Source organism: Bradyrhizobium barranii subsp. apii (genome assembly GCF_011516635.5).
GTDB classification, from domain to species: domain Bacteria; phylum Pseudomonadota; class Alphaproteobacteria; order Rhizobiales; family Xanthobacteraceae; genus Bradyrhizobium; species Bradyrhizobium barranii.
On record NZ_CP096255.1, the window covers coordinates 9,616,987 to 9,641,883 of the forward strand.

Annotated in this window: 20 protein-coding genes and 1 pseudogene; 9 read left to right on the forward strand and 12 right to left on the reverse strand. The window is 64.6% G+C overall.

Annotated features, from left to right (window positions below; genetic code table 11):
- Positions 1-40: 40 nt before the first annotated feature.
- Positions 41-1,276 (forward strand): MFS transporter, encoded by a 1,236-nt coding sequence (locus tag HAP41_RS45760; protein ID WP_166070803.1) that lies wholly within the window; start codon positions 41-43, stop codon positions 1,274-1,276.
- Positions 1,277-1,405: 129 nt separating this feature from the next.
- On the opposite strand, the gene HAP41_RS45765 is transcribed toward HAP41_RS45760, so the two are convergent.
- Both HAP41_RS45765 and HAP41_RS45770 read right to left on the reverse strand, forming a co-directional pair.
- Positions 1,406-1,900 carry a VOC family protein gene (locus tag HAP41_RS45765; RefSeq protein ID WP_166070760.1) on the reverse strand — a complete coding sequence of 165 codons (495 nt, stop codon included), beginning with the start codon at positions 1,898-1,900 and terminating at the stop codon, positions 1,406-1,408.
- Between the two features lie 90 nt (positions 1,901-1,990).
- A complete protein-coding gene (locus HAP41_RS45770) occupies positions 1,991-2,536 on the reverse strand; it encodes a carboxymuconolactone decarboxylase family protein (RefSeq protein WP_166070722.1) in 546 nt (181 codons plus the stop codon).
- Between the two features lie 137 nt (positions 2,537-2,673).
- On the opposite strand from HAP41_RS45770, the gene HAP41_RS45775 reads away from it, so the two are divergent.
- From HAP41_RS45775 to HAP41_RS45785, 3 genes are all read left to right on the forward strand, one after another.
- Positions 2,674-3,873 carry an acyl-CoA dehydrogenase family protein gene (locus HAP41_RS45775; RefSeq protein WP_166070708.1) on the forward strand — a complete coding sequence of 400 codons (1,200 nt, stop codon included), beginning with the start codon at positions 2,674-2,676 and terminating at the stop codon, positions 3,871-3,873.
- Positions 3,874-4,077: 204 nt separating this feature from the next.
- Positions 4,078-5,217, forward strand: a complete 1,140-nt coding sequence (locus HAP41_RS45780; protein WP_166070706.1) for an acyl-CoA dehydrogenase family protein — start codon at positions 4,078-4,080, stop codon at positions 5,215-5,217.
- 435 nt (positions 5,218-5,652) lie between these two features.
- A protein-coding gene (locus HAP41_RS45785; RefSeq protein ID WP_166055883.1) for an IS630 family transposase occupies positions 5,653-6,599 on the forward strand; the annotation gives its coding sequence in 2 pieces (ribosomal slippage) (positions 5,653-5,992 and positions 5,992-6,599; 948 coding nt in all).
- Between the two features lie 112 nt (positions 6,600-6,711).
- Here HAP41_RS45785 and HAP41_RS45790 read toward each other — a convergent pair.
- The 10 genes and pseudogenes from HAP41_RS45790 to HAP41_RS45835 all read right to left on the reverse strand — a co-directional run bounded on the left by HAP41_RS45790 (position 6,712) and on the right by HAP41_RS45835 (position 18,100).
- A complete protein-coding gene (locus tag HAP41_RS45790) occupies positions 6,712-7,749 on the reverse strand; it encodes an amino acid ABC transporter substrate-binding protein (protein ID WP_166070697.1) in 1,038 nt (345 codons plus the stop codon).
- A gap of 55 nt (positions 7,750-7,804) precedes the next feature.
- Entirely contained in the window at positions 7,805-8,398 is a 594-nt protein-coding gene (locus HAP41_RS45795; RefSeq protein WP_028151979.1) for a L,D-transpeptidase, read from the reverse strand.
- A 311-nt stretch (positions 8,399-8,709) separates the two neighbouring features.
- Positions 8,710-9,684 carry a hypothetical protein gene (locus HAP41_RS45800; RefSeq protein WP_166070678.1) on the reverse strand — a complete coding sequence of 325 codons (975 nt, stop codon included), beginning with the start codon at positions 9,682-9,684 and terminating at the stop codon, positions 8,710-8,712.
- Positions 9,685-9,768: 84 nt separating this feature from the next.
- Positions 9,769-10,332 carry a thioredoxin family protein gene (locus HAP41_RS45805; RefSeq protein WP_166070651.1) on the reverse strand — a complete coding sequence of 188 codons (564 nt, stop codon included), beginning with the start codon at positions 10,330-10,332 and terminating at the stop codon, positions 9,769-9,771.
- Between the two features lie 31 nt (positions 10,333-10,363).
- Positions 10,364-11,062, reverse strand: coding sequence for a cytochrome c biogenesis CcdA family protein (locus tag HAP41_RS45810; RefSeq protein WP_166070586.1), 699 nt, complete (start codon positions 11,060-11,062; stop codon positions 10,364-10,366).
- Positions 11,063-11,614: 552 nt separating this feature from the next.
- Entirely contained in the window at positions 11,615-12,226 is a 612-nt protein-coding gene (locus tag HAP41_RS45815) for a sigma-70 family RNA polymerase sigma factor (RefSeq protein WP_028151983.1), read from the reverse strand.
- A gap of 322 nt (positions 12,227-12,548) precedes the next feature.
- Positions 12,549-13,280: a response regulator gene (locus HAP41_RS45820; RefSeq protein ID WP_028151984.1), complete on the reverse strand. Its 732-nt coding sequence runs from the start codon at positions 13,278-13,280 to the stop codon at positions 12,549-12,551.
- Positions 13,281-13,304: 24 nt separating this feature from the next.
- Positions 13,305-15,050 (reverse strand): ATP-binding response regulator, encoded by a 1,746-nt coding sequence (locus HAP41_RS45825; RefSeq protein WP_166070568.1) that lies wholly within the window; start codon positions 15,048-15,050, stop codon positions 13,305-13,307.
- Positions 15,020-17,020 carry a sensor histidine kinase gene (locus HAP41_RS45830; RefSeq protein ID WP_224580972.1) on the reverse strand — a complete coding sequence of 667 codons (2,001 nt, stop codon included), beginning with the start codon at positions 17,018-17,020 and terminating at the stop codon, positions 15,020-15,022. The genes HAP41_RS45825 and HAP41_RS45830 overlap by 31 nt, the downstream gene beginning before the upstream one ends.
- Positions 17,021-17,103: 83 nt before the next feature.
- Positions 17,104-18,100: pseudogene (locus HAP41_RS45835) on the reverse strand (TRAP transporter substrate-binding protein).
- Between the two features lie 255 nt (positions 18,101-18,355).
- On the opposite strand from HAP41_RS45835, the gene ugpB reads away from it, so the two are divergent.
- From ugpB to HAP41_RS45860, 5 genes are all read left to right on the forward strand, one after another.
- Positions 18,356-19,627: a sn-glycerol-3-phosphate ABC transporter substrate-binding protein UgpB gene (gene ugpB, locus HAP41_RS45840; protein WP_248577256.1), complete on the forward strand. Its 1,272-nt coding sequence runs from the start codon at positions 18,356-18,358 to the stop codon at positions 19,625-19,627.
- A gap of 137 nt (positions 19,628-19,764) precedes the next feature.
- Positions 19,765-20,727, forward strand: coding sequence for an aminoglycoside phosphotransferase family protein (locus HAP41_RS45845; protein ID WP_414643275.1), 963 nt, complete (start codon positions 19,765-19,767; stop codon positions 20,725-20,727).
- Positions 20,728-20,986: 259 nt separating this feature from the next.
- Positions 20,987-22,609, forward strand: a complete 1,623-nt coding sequence (locus HAP41_RS45850) for an ABC transporter substrate-binding protein (protein ID WP_166070544.1) — start codon at positions 20,987-20,989, stop codon at positions 22,607-22,609.
- Positions 22,610-22,845: 236 nt separating this feature from the next.
- Positions 22,846-23,859, forward strand: a complete 1,014-nt coding sequence (locus HAP41_RS45855; RefSeq protein WP_166070493.1) for an ABC transporter permease — start codon at positions 22,846-22,848, stop codon at positions 23,857-23,859.
- A gap of 3 nt (positions 23,860-23,862) precedes the next feature.
- Positions 23,863-24,762, forward strand: coding sequence for an ABC transporter permease (locus tag HAP41_RS45860; RefSeq protein WP_166070490.1), 900 nt, complete (start codon positions 23,863-23,865; stop codon positions 24,760-24,762).
- Positions 24,763-24,897: the final 135 nt, after the last annotated feature.

A 24,897-nucleotide genomic window follows, 5' to 3' on the forward strand; every position in this document is an offset into this window, starting at 1 on the left:
GATGCCCGGGACACGCCCGGGCATGACGGAGTAAGCGGCAATGCTCGATAATCCTCAACACGCCCCCATCGACGAATCCTCCCTCCGTTACGAAGGCTGGCGCATCGTCGCGGTCTGCTTCCTGCTCGCGACCTTCGGCTGGGGGCTCGGCTTTTACGGCCAGAGCGTCTATGTCGCCGAGCTCCAGCGCGCGCGGGGCTGGCCGGCTTCGCTGATCTCCTCGGGCACGACGTTCTTCTATCTGTTCGGCGCGCTGCTCGTCGTCTTCGTTGGCGAGGCCGTCAGAAAATATGGCCCGCGGCTCTGCCTGATCGCCGGCACGCTGGCGATGGCGGCGGCCGCGGTCGCGATCGGCGCGGTCCGCGAACCCTGGCAGCTCTATCTCGCCGATGCCGTGCTCGCCTTCGGCTGGGCCGGCACCAGTCTCGCCATGATCACCAACACGATCAGCCTGTGGTTCGACCAGAAGCGCGGCATGGCGATCAGCCTGGCGCTGAACGGCGCCAGTTTCGGTGGCATCGTCGGCGTGCCGCTGCTGGTGACCCTGATCGGCCACATCGGCTTTGCCAGCGCGATGTACGCCGCCGCCGGCGCCATGCTGGTGTTGCTGCTGCCGGTGATCCTCCTTCTCGTCGGCCGGCCGCCCGATCTTCACGGCTGGCACGCGACGGCGAAGGCCAGGCCGCAATCGTCGACGGAGATCCGCGCATGGGCGTTGCGCGACGTCGGCTTCCTCACGGTGACGATTGCGTTCGCTCTCGTGCTGTTCGCGCAGGTCGGCTTCATCGTGCACCTGATCTCGTTCCTCGATCCCGTGATTGGCCGCGAGCGCGCAGCCGTGGCGGTCGCGGTGCTGACCGCGATGGCGGTGATCGGCCGGGTGCTGTTCTCGATGGTGATCGACCGCCTCAACCAGCGGCTGGCGTCGGCGCTGTCGTTTCTGAGCCAGGCCGCGGCGCTGTGCGTCGTCATCAATTTGCACAACGACTATGTGCTGATCGCGGCTTGCGCGGTGTTCGGTTTTTCGGTCGGCAATCTCATCACGCTGCCGTCGCTGATCGTGCAGCAGGAATTCGACTCCGCCTCGTTCGGCGTGCTGATCAGCCTGAATACGGCGATCAACCAGGTGACCTATGCGTTCGGCCCCGGCGTCGTCGGCTTCCTGCGCGATTTCTCCGGCGGCTACGCGCTGCCGTTCTATCTGTGTATCGCGCTGGAGGTGGCGGCGGCGGCGCTGATCATGGTGCGGGGGAAGCCGCGAGCGAAGCTCTCGTAGGGTGGGCAAAGGCGCGAAGCGCCGTGCCCACCATCGACCTCTCAACGTGCCTCGCGAGAGGTGGTGGGCACGCTTCCGCCTTCGCTCTTCGAGCTACGGCGGACAAGTCGCTTTGCCCACCCTACGAGACTACCCCTCGCGCTGCTTCAGCAGCCCCTCGACATCCAGCCGCTTCGTGAACATCGCAAGCTTGCCATCCGGCCCGAGCGGCCATTGCTCTTTCGGCTTGTCCCAATACAGCTCCACGCCGTTCTCGTCGGGATCGCGCAGATACAGCGCCTCGCTGACGCCGTGATCGCTGGCGCCGTCGAGCGCAATGCCGGCCGTGAGCACGCGATGCAGCGCATCCGCCAGCGCGGGCCGCGTCGGATAGAGGATCGCGGTGTGGAACAGGCCCGTCGTGCCCGGCGGCGGCGGCGAGCCGCCCTTGCTCTCCCAGGTGTTGAGCCCGATGTGGTGATGATAGCCGCCGGCCGAGATGAACGCCGCGCCCGAGCCCATGCGCTGCATCAGCTCGAAGCCGAGCACGCCGCAATAGAAGCCGAGCGCGCGATCGAGATCGGCGACCTTGAGGTGAACGTGGCCGATCCTTGTGCCGGCATTGACGGCTGGGCTTTGCGACATGGTGCTGCTCCGTTGACCAACTCCAGATAAGGCCGGCTCCGGGACAGTGCTACCTGCCTATCCCGAAACCCATCGTTTCCAGATACGAAACTATGAGAGCTCCGGCGCCTCGCCCTCCGGCAGCTCGAACTCGAACGTGTTCAGCGTCATCGACACCATTGTGTAATAGCCGCACAGCCCGATCACCTCGACCACGCCGCGCTCGCTGAGGACCTTCACCGCTGCATCGTAGAGGCCCTTCTCGACGCCATGGCCTTCATGCAGCGACTTCGCGACGTCGTAGATCATCTTTCCCTTGGGATCGTCGAAGACAGGCGTGCGGCGGTCGCGGATCGAGTCGATGATATCAGGATCCATGCCGCCCTGGAGCGCCAGGCGCTTATGCGCATACCATTCGTAATGCGCAGTCCAGTGCCGCGCCGTCACCAGGATCGCGATCTCCGAAAGCTTGGCGGGGAATATCGTGTCGTAGCGCAGCACTTCGCCGAGCCGCGTGGCGTGACGGGCCATGTCGGGGCTGTTGAGCCAGGCCATCATCGGCGCCGGCGGCTTGCCGCGCTTGCCGGCAATCGATTCGTCATAGGTCTGCCGCTGGCTCTCGTTCATTTCGCCAGGCGAAAGGAGTTTCAGGCGCATTGTTGTTTCCTCTTTGTTTTCAAGCCTCGCCATCGCTCCGACTATAGCCGAATGCAGCGCCACGGAAGTGGTTGAATTCCACGGTGCGATGGCTCAGAGTCGCGCCCAACAAGTCTTTTTGATTGATGGAAACGACCATGAGCGAATCTGAAGCCGCCGATCTCGAACAATTCCGCGAGCAAACGCGCGCCTGGCTGGAAGCCAACTGCCCGCCGGAGATGCGCAAGCCCGTGACCTCGGACAGCGACGTGTTCTGGGGCGGGCGCAATACGAAATTCGCGTCCGAGCCGCAGCGCCTCTGGTTCGAGCGCATGCGCGACAAGGGCTGGACCGTGCCGGACTGGCCTAGGGAATATGGCGGCGGTGGCCTCAGCGCTGCCGAGCACAAAGTGCTGCGCGCCGAGATGGCCAGGATGGGCGCGCGTCCGCCGCTGTCGAGCTTCGGCATCTGGATGCTGGGGCCGGCGCTGCTCAAATACGGCAACGAGGCGCAGAAGAAGGAGCACCTGCCTGACATCGCGGCGGGCCTGATCCGCTGGTGCCAGGGCTATTCCGAGCCGAACGCCGGCTCTGATCTCGCCTCGCTCCAGACCCGCGCCGAAAGCGACGGCGACGATTTCGTCATCACGGGCTCTAAGATCTGGACGTCCTATGCCAACTACGCCGACTGGATCTTCTGCCTGGTCCGCACCGATCCCGCGGCGAAGAAGCATGACGGCATCAGCTTCATCCTGTTCGACATGGCCTCGAAGGGCGTGACGACCAAGCCGATCCTGCTGATCTCGGGCTATTCGCCGTTCTGCGAAACCTTCTTCGACGGTGTTCGCGTGCCGAAGTCGCAATCGGTCGGCACGGTCGACCGCGGTTGGGACGTCGCAAAATATCTGCTCCAGCATGAGCGCGCGATGATATCAGGCATGGGCGAGCGCGGCGTCGGCCGGCCGCTCGGCCAGATCGCGGCGGATTCCGTCGGCACCGATGCACAAGGCAAGCTCGACGATTCCATGCTGCGTGGCCGGATCGCGAGCTTCGACGTCGACGAGGCCGCGCTCGCCGCTTGCGCCGAACGTGCGGTCGATCTCGCCAAGGCCGGCCAGGCGCATCCGGCGTTCTCGTCCGCGATGAAGTACTACGGCACCGAGCTCAACAAGCGCCGCCACGAGATCCTGATGTCGGCCGGTGGCGTCAACGCGCTGGAATGGGAGAGCGAGCGCTCCAGGCAGGGCGCCCGCCCGCGCGCCTGGCTGCGCACCAAGGCCAACTCGATCGAGGGCGGCACGACGGAGGTGATGCTCGGCATCGTCGCCAAGCGCATCCTGGATTTGCCGGGAGCGTGAGGCACGCTCTCACCACACGTCATTCCGGGGCGCGCGACTTGTCCGCCGAAGCTCGAAGAGCGAAGGCGGAAGCGTGAGCTAAGATGCGCAATTGCGCATCTGAGAATCCATAACCACCAATCGGGAGTATGGATTCCGGGCCTGGCCCTTCGGGCCATCCCGGAATGACGCAGACAAAATAGATTTCGCATCGGAAACACGCACATGGCCCTCGTCCTCACCGAAGAACAATCGATGCTCCGCGACTCAGCGCGCGGGCTGATCAGCGACAAGGCGCCGGTGTCGCACCTGCGATCCCTGCGCGACGCCAAGGATCCCACCGGCTTCTCCAAGGAGCTGTGGCATTCCTTCGCCGAGATGGGCTTTGCCGGCCTCCTGGTGCCGGAAGAGTTCGGCGGCAGCGGCCTTGGCTTCATGGAGGCCGGCATCGTGATGGAGGAGATCGGCCGCACCTTGATGCCGTCGCCGTTCCTCGCCACCAGCGTGGTCGCGGCCTCGGCCCTGAACCGCGGCGGCAATGCCGCGCAGAAGTCGGAGCACCTGCCGAAAATTTCCAACGGCTCGCTGCTCGCGACGCTCGCGATCGACGAAGGCGCCAAGCATCGCCCGCTCCAGACCAGCCTGCAGGCGGTGCGCGCCGGCAACGGCTTCAAGCTCAGCGGCGCCAAGGCGCTGGTCGTCGACGGTCACGTCGCGGACCTGTTCATCGTCGCGGCGCGTACCGCTGGCGCCGCCGGCGAGCGTGAAGGGCTGACGCTGTTCCTGGTCAACCCCAAGGCCAAGGGCGTTGCGATCGAGCGCACCATCATGGTCGATGCGCACAACGCGGCACGGATCGAGCTTGCCAATGTCGAGGTCAACGCCGATAGCGTGCTCGGCGAGGTCGATCAGGGTGCAGCGCTGCTCGACGGCGTGCTCGACATCGGCCGCGGCGCGGTCGCCGCCGAGATGGTGGGCCTGAGCGAAGAAGTCTTCAACCGCACCGTCGAGTACCTCAAGAACAGAAAGCAGTTCGGCAAGCTGATCGGCGAATTCCAGGCGCTGCAGCACCGCGCCGCCGAGCTCTATGTCGACATCGAGATAACCCGCGCCGCCACGATGAAGGCGCTGCAGGCACTGGATGCCGACGTCGCCAAGGCCGCATCAAGCGTCGCCGTGGCCAAGGCCCGCGCCGGCGCCACCGCCACGCGCGCGGTGCAGGAGGGCGTGCAGATGCATGGCGGCATGGGCATGACCGACCAGTTCGACATCGGCTTCTTCATGAAGCGTGCACGCGTGTGCGAGGAGCTGTTCGGCGATGCGAACTACCACACCGAGCAGCTGGCAAGGGCGCGCGGGTATTGATCTCTAACCCCACATGGTGAGGAGCCGCGCGCTTGCGCGGCGTCTCGAACCATGAAGGCCCCCGCTGCTGCATCTCGGCCTTTCATCCTTCGAGACGCGCGCAAGGCGCGTTCCTCAGGATGAGGGGAGAGGGCGCTCATCCGGGGCTACGGACTTCATGTGAAGCGCGAGGACGTGCGCCTCGCCCTCGGTGTCGTCGCCCGGCATGACCGGGCGACCCAGTACGCCGCGGCCCCTCCGGATACGATTAACGTCTCGGAATACTGGATCGCCCGGTCAAGCCGGGCGATGACAGTTGAGTGTGTGGAGAAAGTTTGCCCCAAGCTCCGTCATGGCCGGGCTAGAGCATTTTCCGACCGGAAAGAATCGGGTGGGGATTCCCAAAACGGCGCGAGTCAGATTCAAGCTGCATGCTGGCGAGGGAGGCCAGCATGTATGGCCAGGGCGCTTTCGGTTGATCTTCGCCAAAGGGTGGTAGCCGCGATTGACGGTGGCATGTCCTGTCGACAGGCTGCTGAGCGCTTTGGTGTCAGCGCGGCCAGTGCGATCCGCTGGCGCGCTCGCCTCAAGAAAGTTGGCGACATCGTTCCTAAACGCCAGGGCGGTGACCGCAAATCGCAGCGCATCGAAGCGCATTCGCAATTGATTCTGGAGGCGGTGACAGCGAGGCCGGATATCACGCTTGCCGAGTTGCGAGAACTGTTGAAACGTCATGGAATATCGACTGGCATCGCGTCGCTCTGGCGTTTTTTCCAGCGCAGAAAGATCACACTTAAAAAAAGACAGCGCACGCCGCCGAGCAACGGCGCGGCGATATAAATGCCGCACGTGAGGAGTGGTTCGAAGGGCAAATCGACCTTGACCCTGAGCGTCTCGTCTTCATCGACGAAACCAGCGCCAACACCAAAATGGCGCGGCGTTACGGGCGCTCGCCACGCGGCGAGCGATGTCGTGCAGCTATCCCACACGGACATTGGAAGACGACGACGTTCACCGCTGGATTGCGCTCCGACGGTCTGATCGCGCCGCTTGTTCTGGACGGTCCAATGGATGGCGACGCTTTCCTGGCCTACGTCGAGCAATTGCTCGCCCCATCGCTGCGGCCGGGCGATACCGTTATCATGGACAACTTGCCCGCTCACAAGGTCCATGGCGTTCGAGAGGCCATCCAGGCGGTCGGAGCTAGCCTGCTCTATCTTCCGCCCTACAGTCCAGACTTCAACCCGATTGAAATGGCCTTCTCCAAACTGAAAGCGCTGTTGCGGGCCGCCGCAGCCCGCACCATGCCCGATCTCTGGCAAGCAATCGCCAACGCTCTCAAACGCTTCTCACCCGAGGAATGTCAAAATTATCTCGTCGCGGCTGGTTACGACGCAACGTGATCGGAAAACGCTCTAGTCCCGGCCATCCACGTTCTTGCGGTGCCTCAAAAACGTAGATGCCCGGGACTAGCCCGGGCATGACGATTGAGAGCGTGGCTGCAACCGAAGTCTATTACCGCATCGGCGGCGCGTACTGCACGCCGCCGGCATTCCACAGCTGGTTCATGCCGCGCGGGATCTTCAGCTTGGACTTCTCGCCGATGTTGCGCTCGTACATCTCGCCGTAATTGCCGACGTTGCGGATGATGCGGACAACCCAGTCCTTGGTGAGGCCGAGCTGCTCGCCGTAATTGCCCTCGGTGCCGACCAGGCGCATCACTTCCGGCTTCTTCGACTTCAGCGCCTCGTCGATGTTCTCCGAGCTCACGCCGAGCTCTTCGGCGTTGATCATCGCGTAGAGCGTCCACTTCACGATCATCATCCAGTCGTCGTCGCGCTGGCGCACCACGGGTGCGAGCGGCTCCTTGGAGATCATGTCCGGCAGGATCATATGGTCGCCGGGCTTGGAGAGATTGAGCCGCAGCGCGTAGAGCTGCGAGACGTCGGCGGAGAGCGTGTCGCACTTGCCGGTGTCGTAGGCCTTCACGACCTCGTCCAGCTTGTCGAACTTCACCTCTTCATACTTCATGTTGTTGGCACGGAAGTAGTCGGCGACGTTGAGCAGCGTTGTCGTGCCAGCCTGCACGCAGACCTTGCTGCCGGTCAGGTCCAGCGACGTCTCCTTGTTGCGTGAACGCGGCAGCATGAAGCCGGCGCCGTCGTAGTAGGCCACCGCTGGGAAATAGAGGTCATAGTCGAGCTCGCGCGCCATGCTCCAGGTCGAGTTGCGCGAGAGGATGTCCACCTTGCGGCTCTGCAATTCCTTGAAGCGCTCGCTGGCGTCGAGTGGAACGAACTTGGCCTTGCCGGGATCGTTGAAGATGGCGGCTGCCACCGCGCGACAGAAATCGACGTCGAATCCGGTCCAGTTGCCCTTGTCATCGGGGATCGAGAAGCCCGGCAGGCCCTTGTTGACGCCGCACAGCACCTCGCCGCGGCGAACGGTGCGCTTCAGGGTGCGGGTATCGTAGAACTCATAGATCACCGCGAGGGCGCCGACCAGTACGGCAACGGCGAGCCCGATCAGCAGGCCGCCTCGAAAAGTGCGCATCATGTTGCTCTCTCGAAATAATCGGGAAAAGGAATATTCGCTAAGGCGAGGAAGATCAGAGTTCGGGCTTCTGTCGGATGACCACCTTGGTGCCAACCGGGACGCGATCGTAGAGATCGGCGACGTCATGGTTGACGAGACGGAAGCAGCCCGAGGATACCTTGGTGCCGATCGTATCAGGACGGTTGGTGCCGTGGATGCGGTAGACGGTGGTGCCGAGATACATGGCGCGGGCACCGAGCGGATTGCCGGGGCCGCCGGCCATGAAGCGCGGCAAATAGGGCTGTCGCTGGATCATCTCCGGCGGCGGCGTCCAGTCCGGCCACTCCTTCTTGTTGGTGATGTTCACCAGCCCCTGCCACTGGAAGCCGTCGCGGCCGACGCCGATGCCGTAACGGATCGCGCGCCCGCCCGGCTGCACCAGGTAGAGGTGGCGCTCAGCGGTCGAGATGATGATGGTGCCCGGCGTCTCGGTGGTGCGGAAGTAGACCACCTGCTTCTGCCATTCCGGCTCGAGCTGATAGGCGTCGTCGGCGACCAGCCCCGGCTCATCGCCGCGGTCGGGCTGTTGGGCGGAGGCGTATGAGGTGGTCAGGACCAGGCCCAGCGCCGCGATGAACGCCCCGGTCAGGCGACGATAATCCGTCATTTCAAGCTCTCCCCGCTGCCACAGCGTAAATCATTCGGACCATCTGAACTCAGGGGCAGCTTCGTGGCAAGTTCATGGCGCGCCCGGCTGGTATGTCACGAGAATGCTTTGGTTTTTTGACGAGGCCGGGCAATGCCACAAACAGGGGATGGCGCGAAAAGCAGTGCCGGCGCCATCCTCCGGGCGGCGGGCTGTCAAATCTGCATCCGTCAGGCCCGGGCTTGTCTCGGGCATCCACGTTCTTCGTGCCCTGGGTAAAGACGTGGATGGCCGGGACAAGCCCGGCCATGACGATGTGGACGTAGCGCGCTCTAAATCTTGTTGTTCTCCGGCGCGATCTCGAGACGCCGGACGATTTCGGTCCCCACCGCGCGGGCCTCGATCCGGGACCCGATTCGTGGGCTGCGAAAGCGTCGCCCTGAGCGCAACCGGATCGTGACGATGCAGTGCTCGTCCTCGGACCGGCCGCGGCGGTCGACGGTGATCGTCTTCACGTCGTGCCCCTCGATATGGTCGGCGCGTGGCGTGCCGTCGCCCCACAGGCGTTCGACGCGGATATCGCTCTCGCGGATGATCCAGAACGCGCCGGTCACGAGGTTGGCGTATCGGTAAACCGCGAATGCGGCGATCGCGCCGAGCGGCAGCAGCAGGATGTCGACATGGCTGGGCGGCCATCCACGCCAGAGCTTGTAGGCGTAGGGAACGGCGGACAAGGCGACGGCGATCAGCGCGACGATCCTTATGTCCCGCGCGGAAAACGCCTCGAGCGGCTCGCCGAGACGCATCTCGGGATTGCTGGCATCGAGCGGATTGACGGGTGACTCGACGTCGGGGACATCGAACTGCGCGGCGATCCGCGCGACGGTGTCGCGTACATGCGTGACGTCGGAGATCGGCGGGGACGTCAGGCGCTCCCCCGAGGCCAGCGTGAAGGCCAGCTGGAAACGGGCCTTCGCCCGCTTGCTGCCGGGAACCTGTAATCCCCTGATGTCGTCCTTCGCGACGATCCTGGTCCGGAGCTTTCCAAACGGACGCTGTTGCCCGATCAGGATCTCGTTCGGCGTGATGATCCACACCACCGCCGGCGCCAGCATGATGCCGACGACGAACGCAGCTCCCACGAGCAGCGCGGCCACCGAGACGATCACTTCCAACGTGTCGTGCGTGAACAGGCCCGGCGTGAAGCACAGCGCCACGGCGGCCGCGAAGCCGGACATGACCAGCCGCTGCGCGATCGAGGCGCCTTCGCGAAGGCGAATGTCGGTGCTGGTGGTCGCGTCGTCCATTGCGGGCGCTGATTCCGTCGCTCGGGAAACTCCACGGACGGGTCCGTGGAGTCAAGCAACAACGGCGGCCGCGGCGATCCGGTCTCAGCTGTTGGCGTTCAGCAGCTTTGCCACGGTGCGGTCGATCTCGTCATAGCGGCCCTCGCCCTCGTGCTGGAACACGATCTTGCCGTTCTGGTCGATGATGTATTGCGCCGGCCAATACTGGTTCTGGTAGGCGTTCCAGGTCCTGGAATCATTGTCCTGCGCCACCGGATAGGTGATGCCGTGGCGCTTCAGTGCGGCCTGCACATTGGCGGCGGAGCGCTCGAATGGGAATTCCGGCGTGTGCACGCCGACCACGACGAGGCCCTTGTCCTTGTACTTGGCGTAGAGGTCGGTGACGTGCGGCAGCGTGTTGACGCAGTTCACGCAGCCATAGGTCCAGAAGTCGACCAGCACGACCTTGCCGCGGAGGTCGGCGATGCTGAGCGGTTTCGAGTTGAACCAGGTGTTGATGCCGGTGAAGTCGGGCGCAGCCTGCTGGCTTGCGGCAGCGGTGACGACGGGGGTGGCGCGCGCGGCCTCGTCGCAGATGCCGGGGATGACGGCGCCTGTCACGGCCATGCCGATCAGTGCGGCGGAGACGGCGAGCAGTTTGAAAGTCATGGAAGCGTCCTCCGGTGAAGATGAGGGATGATCACAGGCCGATCTGGCCGGTGGGATAGAATCCGGTGAGCCACGCCACGATCAGCGTGTCGTATTGGAAATAGGCCGCGACCGCGAAGGCGATCACGACGACACCAAAGCCCTGCTGCAGCCGCGGGGAGATCCGCGCGAGGCTGCGCACGCGCGTGGTCGCAGCCTGTCCGCCATAGGCGATCGCGAGCATCGGGATCGCCGCGCCGATGGCATAGGCAATCAACAGCACGCCGGCCCAGCTGGCGTTCTTCGACGTCGCGACCAGCGTCAGGATCGAGCCGAGCACGGGACCGGCGCAGGGCGTCCAGACCAGGCCGAGTGTGGTGCCGAGCACGAGGCCGCCAAGCGCGCCCTCGCGCTGCACGGCGCCGGCATTGCCGAGATCGAGCCAGCCGTTGAGCCGGATCGACAGCCATTCGAACGGCGCCGGCCGCAGCATCAACAGGCCGAAGCCGAGCAGCAGGATCGACGCGGCCTCGCGCAGCACGTTCGGATCGAAATCGAACAGCCGTGTGATCGCACCCAACAGCAGCGCGGTCGCCGAGAACGAGACGACGAAGCCGAGCGCGATCATCGCAGGCCGCAGATGCCCCGCCCGCCCGATCGAGGCGCCGAGCAGGATCGGCAGCATCGGCAGCGTGCAGGGCGCGGCGATGGTGAGGATGCCGGCAAGGACGGCGAAGACAAGTTCGAGCATCGGGCACTCGTGAGGGAGGTCACGAGGGCAGTTCGGGATGGATGCGCGCGTTGTTACGTGGCGTCACACGTTCGTGAGAGGCGGGTGTCTGGTGTGGGGCGCACCGGGCGGCATTGCGAGGCAGTCCTGCCGGCCGCAGCGACGGTGCGCTCCCTCCCCCCTTGCGGGGGAGGGCGGGGAGAGGGGTAGCCCCGGGAAAGGTCTGTCGAGCCTCGATCGTGCCGCGCACGACAAATCGAGGGAGTCCCCGTGCGGTACCCCTCTCCCTGCCCCTCCCCCGCAAGGGGGGAGGGAATGATGGAGCGGTGCCCGCCTCACTTGGGTGGCGAGAATGGGCCTCAGCCCGCCAAACACAAAACGACCCGGAGGGGGGCATCCCGTCCGGGTCGCTGGAAGTCTTGGGAGGTTTAACGAAACCGTATGTGAGCTTTATAGGAGGGAAGTTTTTCCGCCTGATGTTGTGCTTTGTTTCAATTATTTCGTCGGCGGTAACACTTCCGTGTCCGGGGACAGGGCCGAAAGTTCGGTCCTATCCCATTGAAATCCTTGGTCTTAGGCGGCGAAACGGTCGACGCCGGCGCCCTTAAGCAAATCGGCCAGTTGCTTGCGCGCATAGAACATCCGGGTCTTCACCGTGCTCTGCGGGATGCCGATGATCTGACCGACCTCCTCCACCGACTTCTCATGGTAGTAGACGAGGTTGATGATCTCGCGATGCGCGGGCGACAGTTTTTGCACGCAGGCGCGCAGGATGGCGCTGGTGTCGTTGCGGTCGAGCGAGGTCTCGGGCGTCTCGGCATCGTCAGGAATCTGGCGCACGTCGTCCTGGTCGATGTCCTCGAAGCGGCGCTGGCGCATCGCGGTCAGCGCTTTGAAGCGTGCGATCGAGAGCAGCCAGGTCGAGACCTGCGAGCGGCCCTGGAACTGGCCTGCGGTGCGCCACACGTCGAGGAACACCTGGCTGACCAGGTCTTCCGCCGTGGTCGCGTCACGCACGATGCGCAGGATGAAGCGATAAACCCGCACATTGTGCCGGCAATAGAGGATGTGCATGGACGTCCGGTTGCCGTCCGCAATGCTCTCCAGGAGCATGTCGTCCGAGGTCGCCTGAGCGGCAATGATGCTCTGGCTGGCTTGGGCGTTGATGGCGATGACGTTCGGCATTGACTTAGCTCCCCGTAGCGCCGCAACCGAGCGGCGTTTCCTTGGACCAAAGTGTTAATCAGCGAACGTTTCGGGACGTCTGCACGAAAAGCGAAAAATGGTTTCGTGCGCCGCCAAATTGTTTCGTCGGACAGGCCGCGACGAAACATTCGGGGCGAAAAGCCATGGAATTTCAATGTACGGAAAATACGGGGGTGGGGATTGGGGAGCGCCCGGGGCAGCCGGGAACGAAATTCCGGGCTTTGCGTTCGGTCGCGCCGCCCACGTCGTCATTCCGGGGCGCGAAGCGAGCCCGGGACGACAGCGGTAGGTGCCGCGCGACTTACGCCTTCTCGCCCGCGGGCGAGAACAGATAGCCGCCGCCGCGGATGGTGCGGATCACGGCTGGCTTGGTCGGGTCGGGCTCGATCTTGCGGCGGATGCGCATGATGCGCAGATCCACCGCGCGGTCGAAGGCTTCGGCGTCGCGCGCATTGGCCAGTTCGAGCAGGCGCTCGCGCGACAGCACGCGCTTCGGATTGGCCGCAAACACCTTGAGCAGCCCGAACTCGGACGCGGTGAGCGGGTGCTCGTTGCCTTCGTCGTCGCGCAAGGCCTGAGCTTCGAGGTCGAGCCATTTGGTGCCGAAGCGCACCAATTGATCCTTGTCCGATTTGGCGGGCGCGGTCTCGGCCGCCTTCACCGGCGTGCTTCGCCGCAACACCGAGCGGATGCGCGCCATCAGCTCGCGCAGCTCGCAGGGCTTTGCCACGTAATCGTCGGCGCCGAGCTCGAGACCGACGACACGGTCGATCGGGCTCGCGGTCGCCGTCAGCATGATCACGGGCACGTTGATGCGGCTCTTGAGGTCGCGGATGATCGAGAGGCCGTCTTCCTCGGGCATGTTGAGGTCGAGCACAACGAGGTCGGGCATGCTGCCGTCGATCGCGGTGCGCAAGCTCTTGCCGCCGTCGCACAGCGTCACGGTGAAGCCGTGCATCTTGAGGTAATCACCGACCATCTCCCGGGCCGGGGCCTCGTCGTCGACGATCATGATGTGCTGGCTTTGGGTCATATCACTCAGATCTCGGTACTCGAATCACGGCAACTCGGTCGCGGGCAGGGTGATGGTGAAGGTCGATCCCGTGCCGGGACCGTCGCTCTCGGCCGTCACCTCGCCGCCATGCATGTCGATAATACGCTTGACGATGGAAAGCCCAAGCCCCGTCGAGCTCTCGCCCGCGGTCGGTTTGGCCGACAGCCGCTGGAACCGGCCGAACAGGCGGCCGAGATCCTCCGGCGACAGGCCGGCGCCCTCGTCGCTGACGCGGACGACGGTATCGCTGGCCTCATGGGTGACGGCGACGATGATCTTGCCGCCGATCGGGCTGTATTTGATGGCGTTGCTGATCAGATTGTCGATCGCCTCGCGGATGCGGTCGGTGTCGCACATGGTGACGATGTTGGGTGGCGCCGTGACGCTGATTGCCTGCTGCTTGTTGACCGCGAGCGGGTGGTTGGCATCGGCGACCTCTTTCACCAGCGCAGCGACGTCGACCGGCTCGCGGCGGATGGTGATGTCGAAGGCATCGGCCATCGCGTCGGAGATCAGATGATCGACCATCGTGGTCAGGCGCTTCGTGGCATCGCGGATGTGATCGACCTGGGCGACCACGCCGTCGGACGAGGCGCCGGTCGAGATCAGCTCCTTCAGCATCTCGGTGCGGCCGAGGATGACGCCCAGCGGGTTCTTGAGGTCGTGGGCGACGGTGCCGAGAATCTCGTTCTTGAAGCCGTTGGCGCGCTGCAGCCGCAGCCATTGCGCCGAGAGGCGGCGGTTGGCCTGCATCAGCGCGCGGGTACGCTGGGCGACGCGGTCCTCGAGCTGCGTGTTGGCGTCTTGGAGCTGCTGGTAGAGGATGACGTTGTCGAAGGCGATCGAGAGCCGGCTGGAGAAGATCTCGACCAGCGAGCGGTCGGTCTCGGACAGCTCGCGCTCGGCCTGCAGCAGCACCACCACCTCGCGGCCGGAGCCGGTCCGCAGATAGATCACGCTGCGGTGGTCGGCGAATTCGTTCTTGCGGCCCTGGAACGCGGCTTCCACCATCGTCCGCAGATCGGGGTCGAGCGCCTTCGACGAGGTCGTGCCGATGAAGCGGCTGTAGCAGCCGCTGCCGGCGAGCACGGAGAGCTCGGGGTCCACGCCGCCATTGTCGCGCAGCACCAGTATGCCGGCGCAATCGACATTGAGCAGCGAGGCGAGCTGGGTCAGCACGCCCTCGGCGAGCCGCTGCATCGACTTGAAGTCGTACAGCGTCGAGGCGGCGTCGATGATGATCTCGAGCCCGCGCCGGGTCTGCACCATGCGCTCGAGCTGCTGATAGGAGCGCAGCGCCGCGGTCAGCGAGGTGAACAGCTTGTCGGCGGTGAGCTCGGTCTTGGCCTTGTAGTCGTTGATGTCGTACTGGACGATCACGCGCCGCTCCGGCGCCTGGCCAGGCTGTCCCGTGCGCAGGATGATACGTACGGTCTCGTTCTTGAGCTCGTTGCGGATGAACTCGACCAGCTCGAGGCCGGCGACATCGGTCTCCATGATGACGTCGAGCAGCACGGCGGCGATATCGCCATGCGCGGCCATCAGCTTGCGACCTTCCGCCGCGGAATGGGCGGAGAGGATCTCCAGCCCCTGGCCGTTGAGGCTGTAGTCGGACAGCGCGAAGCGGGTGCCGTCGTGCACGGCCGGATCGTCGTCGATGACGGCGATCTTCCACTTCCGTGCGTTCTGGTCCTCCGGTGCGGTACCGGTATCGTCGATCAGGTGGAGGACATCGTCCTGTTCGGCCATTGAGAAGTCCCGTCAGTCTCTGTGCTTTGCGCGCCGCCCTTGGCGACCCGGGGCATGATAATGCGAAAAGTAGTGCCTTGTCCCAGCTTGGATTCCAGCATCATGCGCCCGCCGAGCTGCTGGGTGACAAGGTTATAGACGATATGCAAGCCGAGTCCCGTACCGCCTTCATTGCGCCGGGTGGTAAAGAATGGGTCAAAGGCCTGGCGCTGCACGTCAGGGGTCATGCCGGCCCCGTCATCGGCGAAGATGATCTCGATGTCGTCGGTCCCGCGCGGCCGCGCCGAGATCGTGATGGTGCCGGCGCGGCCGTCGGCAAAGGCGTGGTTGGCGGCGTTGAGGAAGAGGTTGGTCAGGATCTGGCCGTAGGAGCCGGGATAGCCGTCGAGCAGGAGCCCCTCGGGCACGTCGGCCTGGAGCGTGATCGGCGAGCGCTTGAGGACCGGACGCAGGCTGGCGATGATCTGGTCGGTAGCTTCGCTGAGTGAGAACTGCCGCCGCTCGGCATGCGAGCGGTCGACCGCGACCTGCTTGAACGACTGGATCAGCTCGCCGGCGCGGGTGAGGTTGGCGACGAGCTGCTGCGAGGCGTCGCGCGAGGACTGCACGAACTCCTCCAGCTGCGAGCGCCGCAGGCCGCCGTCGCCCTTGAGCTGGGCCTCGAAGATCTCGGTGCGCCGGGCGAAGCTGGAAGCGACGGTCAGGCTGATGCCGATCGGGTTGTTGACCTCGTGCGCGACGCCGGCGACGAGGCCGCCGAGCGCCGCCAGCCGTTCGGCGTCGATCAAATTCTGCTGCGCGGTGTTGAGCTCGAGCAGCGCGCTCTCGGCCTTCTCCTTGGACGCGCGCAGCTCGTCCTCGGTCTCGCGTTTCGCGATCGCGTTCTCGCGGAACACATCGACGGCGCGCGCCATGGCGCCGACCTCGTCGCGTGCCTTGGTGCCCTGCACTTCGCGGTCGAGGTCGCCGAGCGTGATCGCGCGCATCGCGGTCATGATCTGCTGCAGCGGCAGGCGGATCGACAGCGCGATCAGCACGCCGGCGGTGAGGATGATGCCGAGGAAGATCACCGCGATCGACAGCACCCGCCGCGAGATATCGGCGAGGGTGCGATCAAACGTCTCCTGCGCCTTCTGCTCGCGCTGGCGCATCTTGGTGGAGAGGTCGTCGATGGCGCCGATCGCCTCGGCCTGGCTGGCGTCGATGGTGTTGCGCAGCAATTCGGTGCGGCTCGTCAGCTGCTCGGAGAGTTTGGCGAAACCCTCGCGCAGCGCCATGGTGCGGGTCCCGAGCCGTTGCAGCGCCATGCGCTGCAGGTCGTTGTCGGCGAGATCGATCATGACCGGAATGGTCTTCTCGATCGTCTCGGTGTTGCGGCGCGCGTCGTCGGCGGCGCCCGGCGAGAGCGACAGATAGTAGGAGTTGGCGGCCACCAGCATCGCGGTGAAGGCCTCGCGGGACTTGCCGAGCGAGGGCCAGATCAGGGCGTCGCGATGACCGGTGGCACCTTCGATGATGGAATAGAGCCCGGCCATGTCCCGGGCCGGGCCCTGCACCTGCTCCTCATAGGTCTTGGCGATGGTCGCCTGCACGCCGCGCAGTTCGCCGAAGCCGTTGAGGAAGCGGTCGGTGGTGCGCTCCAGCTCCTCGACTGAGCCCGACAGCATCGGGTCCTTGGCGGCACGGTCGGTGAGCGTGCCCAGCACCGCCTCGCGCAGCAGCAGGATCTCGGCAAACAGGTCCGGGCTCGGCTGGTTGATGTAGCGGTGGATCAGATTGTGCAGGCGCCCGGTCTCGCTCTCGAGCAGCGCCAGGATGCGGTCGGACTCGCGCACCTGGCGGACGTCGCCCCAGGCCGAGCCCAGCACCTGCGTGCCGTTCCAGATCAGCCCCACCAGCACCACGACCACGGCCGAGTTCAGCGCCGCGATCGACAGGATGCGCCAGCGGATCGGCACCGCGCGGAGCATCCCGACCAGGCGTGCGCGCAGCCGCCCGAGCGGGCCGGGCGGCCTGTCTGCGTGCTCGCTGTGTCCAAGTGCAGCCAAGCGGCTCACTCCACCTTGCGAATGCGTTCGATCAGCGCGGCCGCGGCGGGATCGCGCCCCGCCTTGGCATAGATCGCAGCCATCGCGTCCTCGAACGGCTTGCGGTCGATATCCCTGGCGACGGTGATGCCGGCGGCTTCAGCCTTGTGCTGCGACTGCTCCTCGAGGTCGCGCCACTTCTCGCGCATGAACCGGCTGGAGCGAGCCGCGGCCTCGCGGAATATCTGCTGGTCGTCCGCCGACAGGCTTTTCCAGGCCTTCAGCGAGATCACCAGCACTTCCGGGCTCATCGTGTGCTCGGTGAGCGCGAGGTGGCCGGCCTGTTTGTAATGGTCTGTCGTCACGAAAGATGGCCAGTTGTTTTCGGCGCCGTCGATCAGATGGTTGGCAAGCCCGGTGAGCACCTGCCCGTAGGGCATCTCCACCGGCTCGGCGCCGAGCGAGCGAATCATCTCGCTCATCAACTCCGACTGCTGCACCCGGATCCGCAATCCCCTGAGGTCGGCGACACTCCGTATCGGACGGACACCGTTGTAGATCGACCGCGCGCCGGAATCGTAGAAGGCGAGCCCGACGAAGCCGTAGGGCTCGAAACTGCCGAGGATCTCGCTGCCGATCGGCCCGTCCAGCACCTTCTGCATGTGCTCGATGGACCGGAACAGGAACGGCATGGCGAGCACGTTCATCGCCGGGACGAAGTTGCCGATCAGCGCCACATTGGTCCGGTTGAGGTCGATCGCGCCGACCCTGGTCTGCTCGATGGTCTCCTTCTCTTCGCCGAGCTGACGGGAGTGGAACACCTTGATCTCGTGCCGGCCGCCGGTGCGCTCGGCAATCAGCGCGCCCAATGTAGCGCAGCGCCTGGACGGTCGGGTAATCCTCGGCCTGGGTGTCGGCGGCGCGGAATTCGCGCGCAGCTGCGCTCGTCGCGCAGACCGCGAGCAGAAGCGCGACGAAGATCAACCCGGTCCGCGAGAGTTCGGCACGGTTCAGCACTGGCACACTCAACCCCTCAGTGGTGGAGTCTATGGCGAAGCCAAAAGGTTCAACGCAATCTAGCAGATGGTTGAGGGAAGGCCATCCCGCCGCACCCGGCGGCGCGATTGTGCGGCGCGGCCGCCGTTCATTCCCGGTTGAAACAGGAAATGCCGCGCCTTAAGCAGGTATGGTCGCCTTTTGCCGCGCGACACGGGAAGAGCCATCGTGATTTCAGCATCGAGTCTTTTGCGGATCGTCGCCGCTTTCATCGTCCTCGCAATGCCTCTTCAGGCGCGCGCCGCCACCGACATCGCGCTGTGGCACGCCATGTCCGGCGAGCTTGGCCGGCAGCTCGAGAAGCTCGCCGCCGACTTCAACGCCTCGCAGTCCGATTACCGCATCGTGCCTGCTTACAAGGGCAACTACACCGAGACGGTGACGGCGGCGATCTTCGCCTTCCGCTCGCGCAGCCAGCCGGCGATCGTCCAGGTCAACGAGGTCGCGACCGCCACCATGACCGCGGCCAAGGGCGCGATCTATCCCGTGTTCACCATGATGCGGGACATGAACGAGCCGTTCTCGCTGGGCGATTACCTTCCCGCAGTCTCCGGCTATTACACCGATGCGGCCGGCAATCTGTTGTCCTTCCCGTTCAATTCCTCGACGCCGATCCTCTATTACAACAAGACCATGTTCCGCGACGCGGGCCTCGATCCGGAGACGCCGCCGAAGACATGGCCCGAGCTTGGGCTTGCCGCAAAACGCCTGCGCGAGCGCGGCGCTGTGTGCGGCTTCACCACCTCCTGGCCGTCCTGGATCCACATCGAGAATTTCTCCGCCTTCCACAATCTGCCGCTCGCGACACGGACCAATGGCTTTGCGGGGCTGGATGCCGAGCTGACCATCAACAACCCGGTCGTCGTGCAACACATCGCCCAGCTCGCCGAGTGGCAGAAGGACAAGGTGTTCGACTACGGCGGCCGCGGGCAGTTGGCCGAGCCGCGCTTCCAGAAGGGCGAATGCGGCATCTTCATCGGCTCCTCGGCGACGCGGGCCGACATCAAGGCGAATTCGAAGTTCGACATCGGCTACGGCATGATGCCGTACTGGCCCGATGTGAAGAACGCGCCGCAGAACTCGATCATCGGCGGTGCCACGCTGTGGGTGCTGCGCGACCGCCCGCGCGCGGAATACAAGGGCGTGGCACGGTTCTTCGCCTATCTGTCGCAGCCCGGCGTGCAAGCCGCCTGGCACCAGAACACCGGTTATCTGCCGATCACCCGCGCCGCCTTCGAGCTGACGCGCGCGCAGGGCTTTTACGAGCGCAATCCGGGCTCCGCGATCTCGTTCGAGGAGATCACGCTGCATCAGCCGACGGAGAACTCGAAGGGCATCCGGCTCGGCTCCTTCGTGCTGATCCGCGGCGCAATCGAGGACGAGCTGGAGCAGGCCTTTACCGGCCAGAAGGGCGCACAGGCCGCGCTCGATGCCGCGGTCGAGCGCGGCAACAAGCTGCTGCGCCAGTTCGAGCGCGCCAGCCCGGACCGTTAGCGATGGGAAGCTTGGCGTTGGTTGGAGCGCGAGACCCTTCCACGTCGTCATGGCCGGGCTTGTCCCGGCCATCCACGCCTTGGCCGCAGCACGAAGAACGTGGATGCCCGGGACAAGCCCGGGCATGACGGACTCAAATGATTAAGCTCGTGATGTCGATGACACTTCCTCAATTCGCCGACGCTGAAGCCTTTCGCGCCTTCCGCTCCGATTCGTCTCGATGGCTGCCGATCGCGCTCGACATCGCGCGCAGCCACGGTCTCGATGTCAGCGCGCCGCATGTGTTCGTAACAGGCACCAATCTCGTCGTCGGCCTCGGCGACAAGCTGATCCTGAAAATCTTCCCGCCGCACTTGCGCGCACAGTTCGTCTCCGAGCGCGGATCGCTGATGCAGCTTGCCGGCCGTCTTCATCTGCCGATCCCCGAGATCGTCGCGGAAGGGGAGCGTGATGGCTGGCCTTATCTCGTCATGACGCGCCTTGCCGGCACGCTCGGCTCGGAGGTCTGGCCGCAGCTTGCGGAAGACCAGAAGGAACGCCTGCTGCGCCAGATCGGCGAGACCATCGCCGCCGTGCAGCGCGCGCCGCTCGGACCGCTCGCGCAAATCCAGCCGCACTGGGACGAGTTCATGTGCGCGCAGATGCGGGGCTGCAAGGCGCGGCACTCGCGCCTCGGCCTTGCACCGAAATTCCTCGAAGGCCTCGACGATCTCCTGCGCGACGCGGCCGAGCTGATTCCGATGGATGCGCCGCCGGTGATCCTGGTCGGCGAATATATCCCCCAGAACTTCCTGCTCGCCTGCCACGACGATCAATGGTCGCTCGCCGGCCTGTTCGACTTCGGCGACGTGCTGACGGGATGGCGCGACTACGATCTGCTCGGCCCCGGCGCCTTCATGGCGGCGGGCCGGCCGGGGAGGGTGCGCAGTCTGCTCGAGGGCTTTGGCTATGCAAAGCCGGACTATGCGCTCAAGCGCCGGCTGATGGCGCTGATGCTGCTGCACCGCGCCAGTGACCTCAATAGCCACGTCTGTATCGAGGGCTGGCAGGACAGGGCGAACGATCTCGTCGAGTTGCAGGATCTGATCTGGGCGGGCTGAACCCGCCTGGCCATCTGCGAAGTGGGCGCCGCGACGTCCTGCTCAATCCGGCAGCGCTCAATCTTTCAGCTTATTTTTAGAGCAGAATCGCATCTTTGTATGCAATTGATCGGCTTGATCAAAGCGCGATCAATCGCCGAAATATCAAAAAGATTATTCAGAATCAGTATCTTATGTGGAAATTAAGGCGTCGTTAAGCGCTGGCACGAACCTTGCGAATCCCTGTTCCAACCAGAAACTTTGCGTTGGAGCATTTTCCATGAAGCGCCGCGATTTTCTCAAGTCCGTGTCCGGATTGGCCGCAGGCGCGGCGCTTCCGGCGATCCCACAGGTCGTCTCCACCGCCTACGCCGATGCGCGCTCGGAGACGTTGTTGATCGTCTCGGAAGGTGGCCCGAACAATCTCGACATCCACGGCGTCGGCACCAACGTGCCCGGCTACGAAGTGTCCTGGAATTGCTACGACCGCCTGATCAGCCACGAGATGAAGACCGGCCCCGGCGGCGTGCCCTATTACGACCGCGACAAGTTCAAGGGCGAGCTCGCCGAGGAGATGAAGATCGACGACATGTCGGTCACCTTCAAGCTGCGCAAGAACGCCAAATTCCACGACGGCACGCCCGTCACCGCCAAGGACGTCAAGTGGTCGCTCGACCGCGCCGTCAGCGTCGGCGGCTTCCCGACCTTCCAGATGAGCGCTGGCTCTCTCACCAAGCCAGAGCAGTTCGTCGTGATCGACGACTACACTGTTCGCGTCGATTTCTTGAAGAAGGACAAGCTCACGATCCCCGATCTCGCGGTCATCGTGCCCTGCATCGTCAACTCCGAGCTGGTGAAGAAGAACGCCAGTGAGAAGGACCCCTGGGGTCTCGAATTCACCAAGCAGCAGACCGCGGGCTCCGGCGCCTACAAGGTGACGAAGTGGACCGCCGGCACCGAAGTCATCATGGAGCGCAACGAGGATTGGGTCTGCGGTCCCCTGCCGAAGATCAAGCGCGTGATCTGGCGCATGGTGCCGCAGGCCGGCAACCGCCGCGCGCTGCTGGAGCGCGGCGACGCCGACATCTCCTACGAGCTGCCCAACAAGGATTTTCAGGAGATGAAGGCGAACGGCAAGCTCAACGTCGTGTCGCTGCCGTTCTCCAACGGCATCCAGTACATCGGCATGAACGTCACCAAGCCGCCCTTCGACAATCCCAAGGTGCGTCAGGCGGTCGCCTACGCGCTGCCCTATCAGAAGATCATGGACGCGGTGATGTTTGGCCTCGCCAACCCGATGTTCGGCGCGCCGAAGGACAAGCCGACCGAAGTCGCCTGGCCGCAGCCGCACAAATACAACACCGACATCGAGAAGGCGAAAGCGCTGATGGCGGAGGCGGGCCTCGCCAACGGCTTCGAGACCACGATCTCGTTCGACTTGAATTTTGCCGGCGTCAACGAGCCGCTCTGCGTGCTGGTGCAGGAGTCACTCGCGCAGATCGGCATCAAGACGACCATCAACAAGGTGCCCGGCGCCAACTGGCGCACCGAGCTGAACAAGAAGGAGATGCCGCTCTTCACCAACGTGTTCTCGGGCTGGCTCGATTACCCCGAGTACTTCTTCTACTGGTGCTATCACGGCAACAATTCCGTCTTCAACACCATGAGCTACAAGTCGGCGGAGATGGACAAGCTGATCGACGGCGCGCGCACCGCCGCCGCCACCGGCGACACCGCGACCTACGACACCGACGTGAAGGGTTTTGTCGATCTCGCCTACACCGACATCCCGCGCATCCCGCTGTACCAGCCCTTCGTCAACGTCGCGATGCAGAAGAACATCAGCGGCTACCAATACTGGTTCCACCGGAGGCTGGATTACCGCGCGCTGGTGAAGGGGTGAGCCGTCATGCTGATCGTCGGCGACGCATCCGCATGTGGTGGTCTTCCGGACTCGAGTAAGGTGGCCACCGCCCTCTCATTCCCTCCCCCCTTGCGGGGGAGGGTCGGGGAGAGGGGTAGCCACGAACTCCGACCTCTCCCGGGGCTACCCCTCTCCCTAGCCCTCCCCCGCAAGGGGGGAGGGAACGCAGCGGAGCAAGCCTGCTCACAATTGCCAAGCAGAAGGAGAGCGCTCCCATGCTGACCATGATCGGCAAGCACCTGATGTTCGCGATTCCCTCGCTGATCGGGGTCGTCATCGTCACCTTCCTGCTGACGCGCGCGTTGCCCGGTGATCCCGCCGCGTACTTCGCCGGTCCCGCAGCGACCAAGGAAGCCGTTGAGCAGATCCGCAAGAAACTCGGCCTCGACAAGCCGCTGATCGAGCAGTTCTTCCGCTACACCAACGACCTCGCCCATGGCGATTTCGGCAACTCGCTCACCACGGGACAGCCGGTCGCGGCCGAGATCCGCAACCGCCTGCCGGCTTCCGCCGAGCTGACGCTGCTCGGCCTCATCGTCTCTGTCGTGATCGCCATTCCGCTCGGCGTGCTCGCGGCGACACGACCAGGATCATGGGTCGACCACCTCTGCCGTGTCACGACGACGGCCGGCGTGTCGTTACCCGTGTTCTTCACCGGCCTGGTGCTGGTCTATGTCTTCTACTTCAGGCTCGGCTGGTCACCCGCGCCGCTCGGCCGCCTCGATGTGTTCTACAGCGCGCCGCCGACGGTGACCGGCTTCTATCTGATCGACACCCTGATCGCGCGCGACTTCGAGGCGTTCCGCTCCGCGCTGAGCCAGCTCATTTTGCCGGCGACGACGCTCGCGATCTTCTCGCTGGCGCCGATCGCGCGCATGACGCGTGCCTCGATGCTGGCGGTGTTGTCGTCGGAGTTCGTCCGCACCGCGCGCGCCAGCGGCCTGTCGCCGGCAACGGTCATCATCACCTACGCGTTTCGCAATGCGATGCTGCCCGTGATCACCACGCTCAGCATGGTGTTCTCGTTCCTGTTAGGGGCCAACGTGCTGGTGGAAAAAGTGTTCGCCTGGCCCGGCATCGGCTCCTACGCGGTGGAAGCGCTGATCTCGTCCGACTTCGCGCCGGTACAAGGTTTTGTGCTGACCATGGCGGTCAAGTACGTGCTGCTCAATCTCGTGATCGACATTCTCTACGGCGTGATCGATCCGCGTGTCAGGTTGGAGGGCTAAATCATGAGCTCCGTTGCGCCTGCTGTTGAACCCGTCGGTCCCGCGCGGACATCAGGGCTCGTCGCGATCCTCGAACAGACCCGCTACGTTCTCGGCGAGAACAAGGTCACGGGTTTCGCCTTCGCGCTGCTCATCGTGATCCTCATCGCGGCGATCTTCGGCCCCTATGTGGTGCCGTATGATCCACTCGCTTCCGATACCGCCGCGGCGCTGAAGCCGCCGTCGATGGCGCATTGGTTCGGCACCGACCAGCTCGGCCGCGACATCTTCAGCCGCGTCATCGTGGCGACGCGGCTCGATACGTTCATCGCCGTCGCCTCCGTCGTGCTGGTGTTCCTGATGGGCGGCCTCGCCGGCATCGCGGCCGGCTATTTCGGCGGCTGGACCGATCGCATCGTCGGCCGTATCGCCGACACCATCATGGCGTTCCCGCTGTTCGTGCTGGCGATGGGCATCGTTGCCGCGCTTGGCAACACCGTGCAGAACATCATCTTGGCCACGGCCATCGTGAACTTCCCGCTCTATGCCCGCGTCGCGCGCGCCGAAGCCAATGTCCGCCGCAATGCCGGCTTCGTTCAGGCCGCGCGCCTGTCCGGCAACGGCGAATTCCGCATCCTGCTGGTGCACATCTTGCCGAACATCATGCCGATCATGAGCGTGCAGATGTCGCTGACCATGGGCTACGCCATCCTCAACGCCGCGGGCCTCTCCTTCATCGGCCTCGGCGTCCGCCCGCCGACCGCCGAATGGGGCATCATGGTCGCGGAAGGCGCGGGCTTCATGGTGTCGGGCGAATGGTGGATCGCGCTATTCCCGGGCCTCGCTCTGATGATCGCCGTGTTCTGCTTCAACCTCCTCGGCGACGGCCTCCGCGACATCGTCGACCCCCAGCGGAGGACGTGATGATTGTTGGCCTTGAGTGCGAGCAGCGGAGCGCCAAGCTAACAAGTGAGGTGGCCACTGCTCTCTCATTCCCTCCCCCCTTGCGGGGGAGGGGCAGGGAGAGGGGTAGCCACGAACTCCGACCTCTCCCGGGGC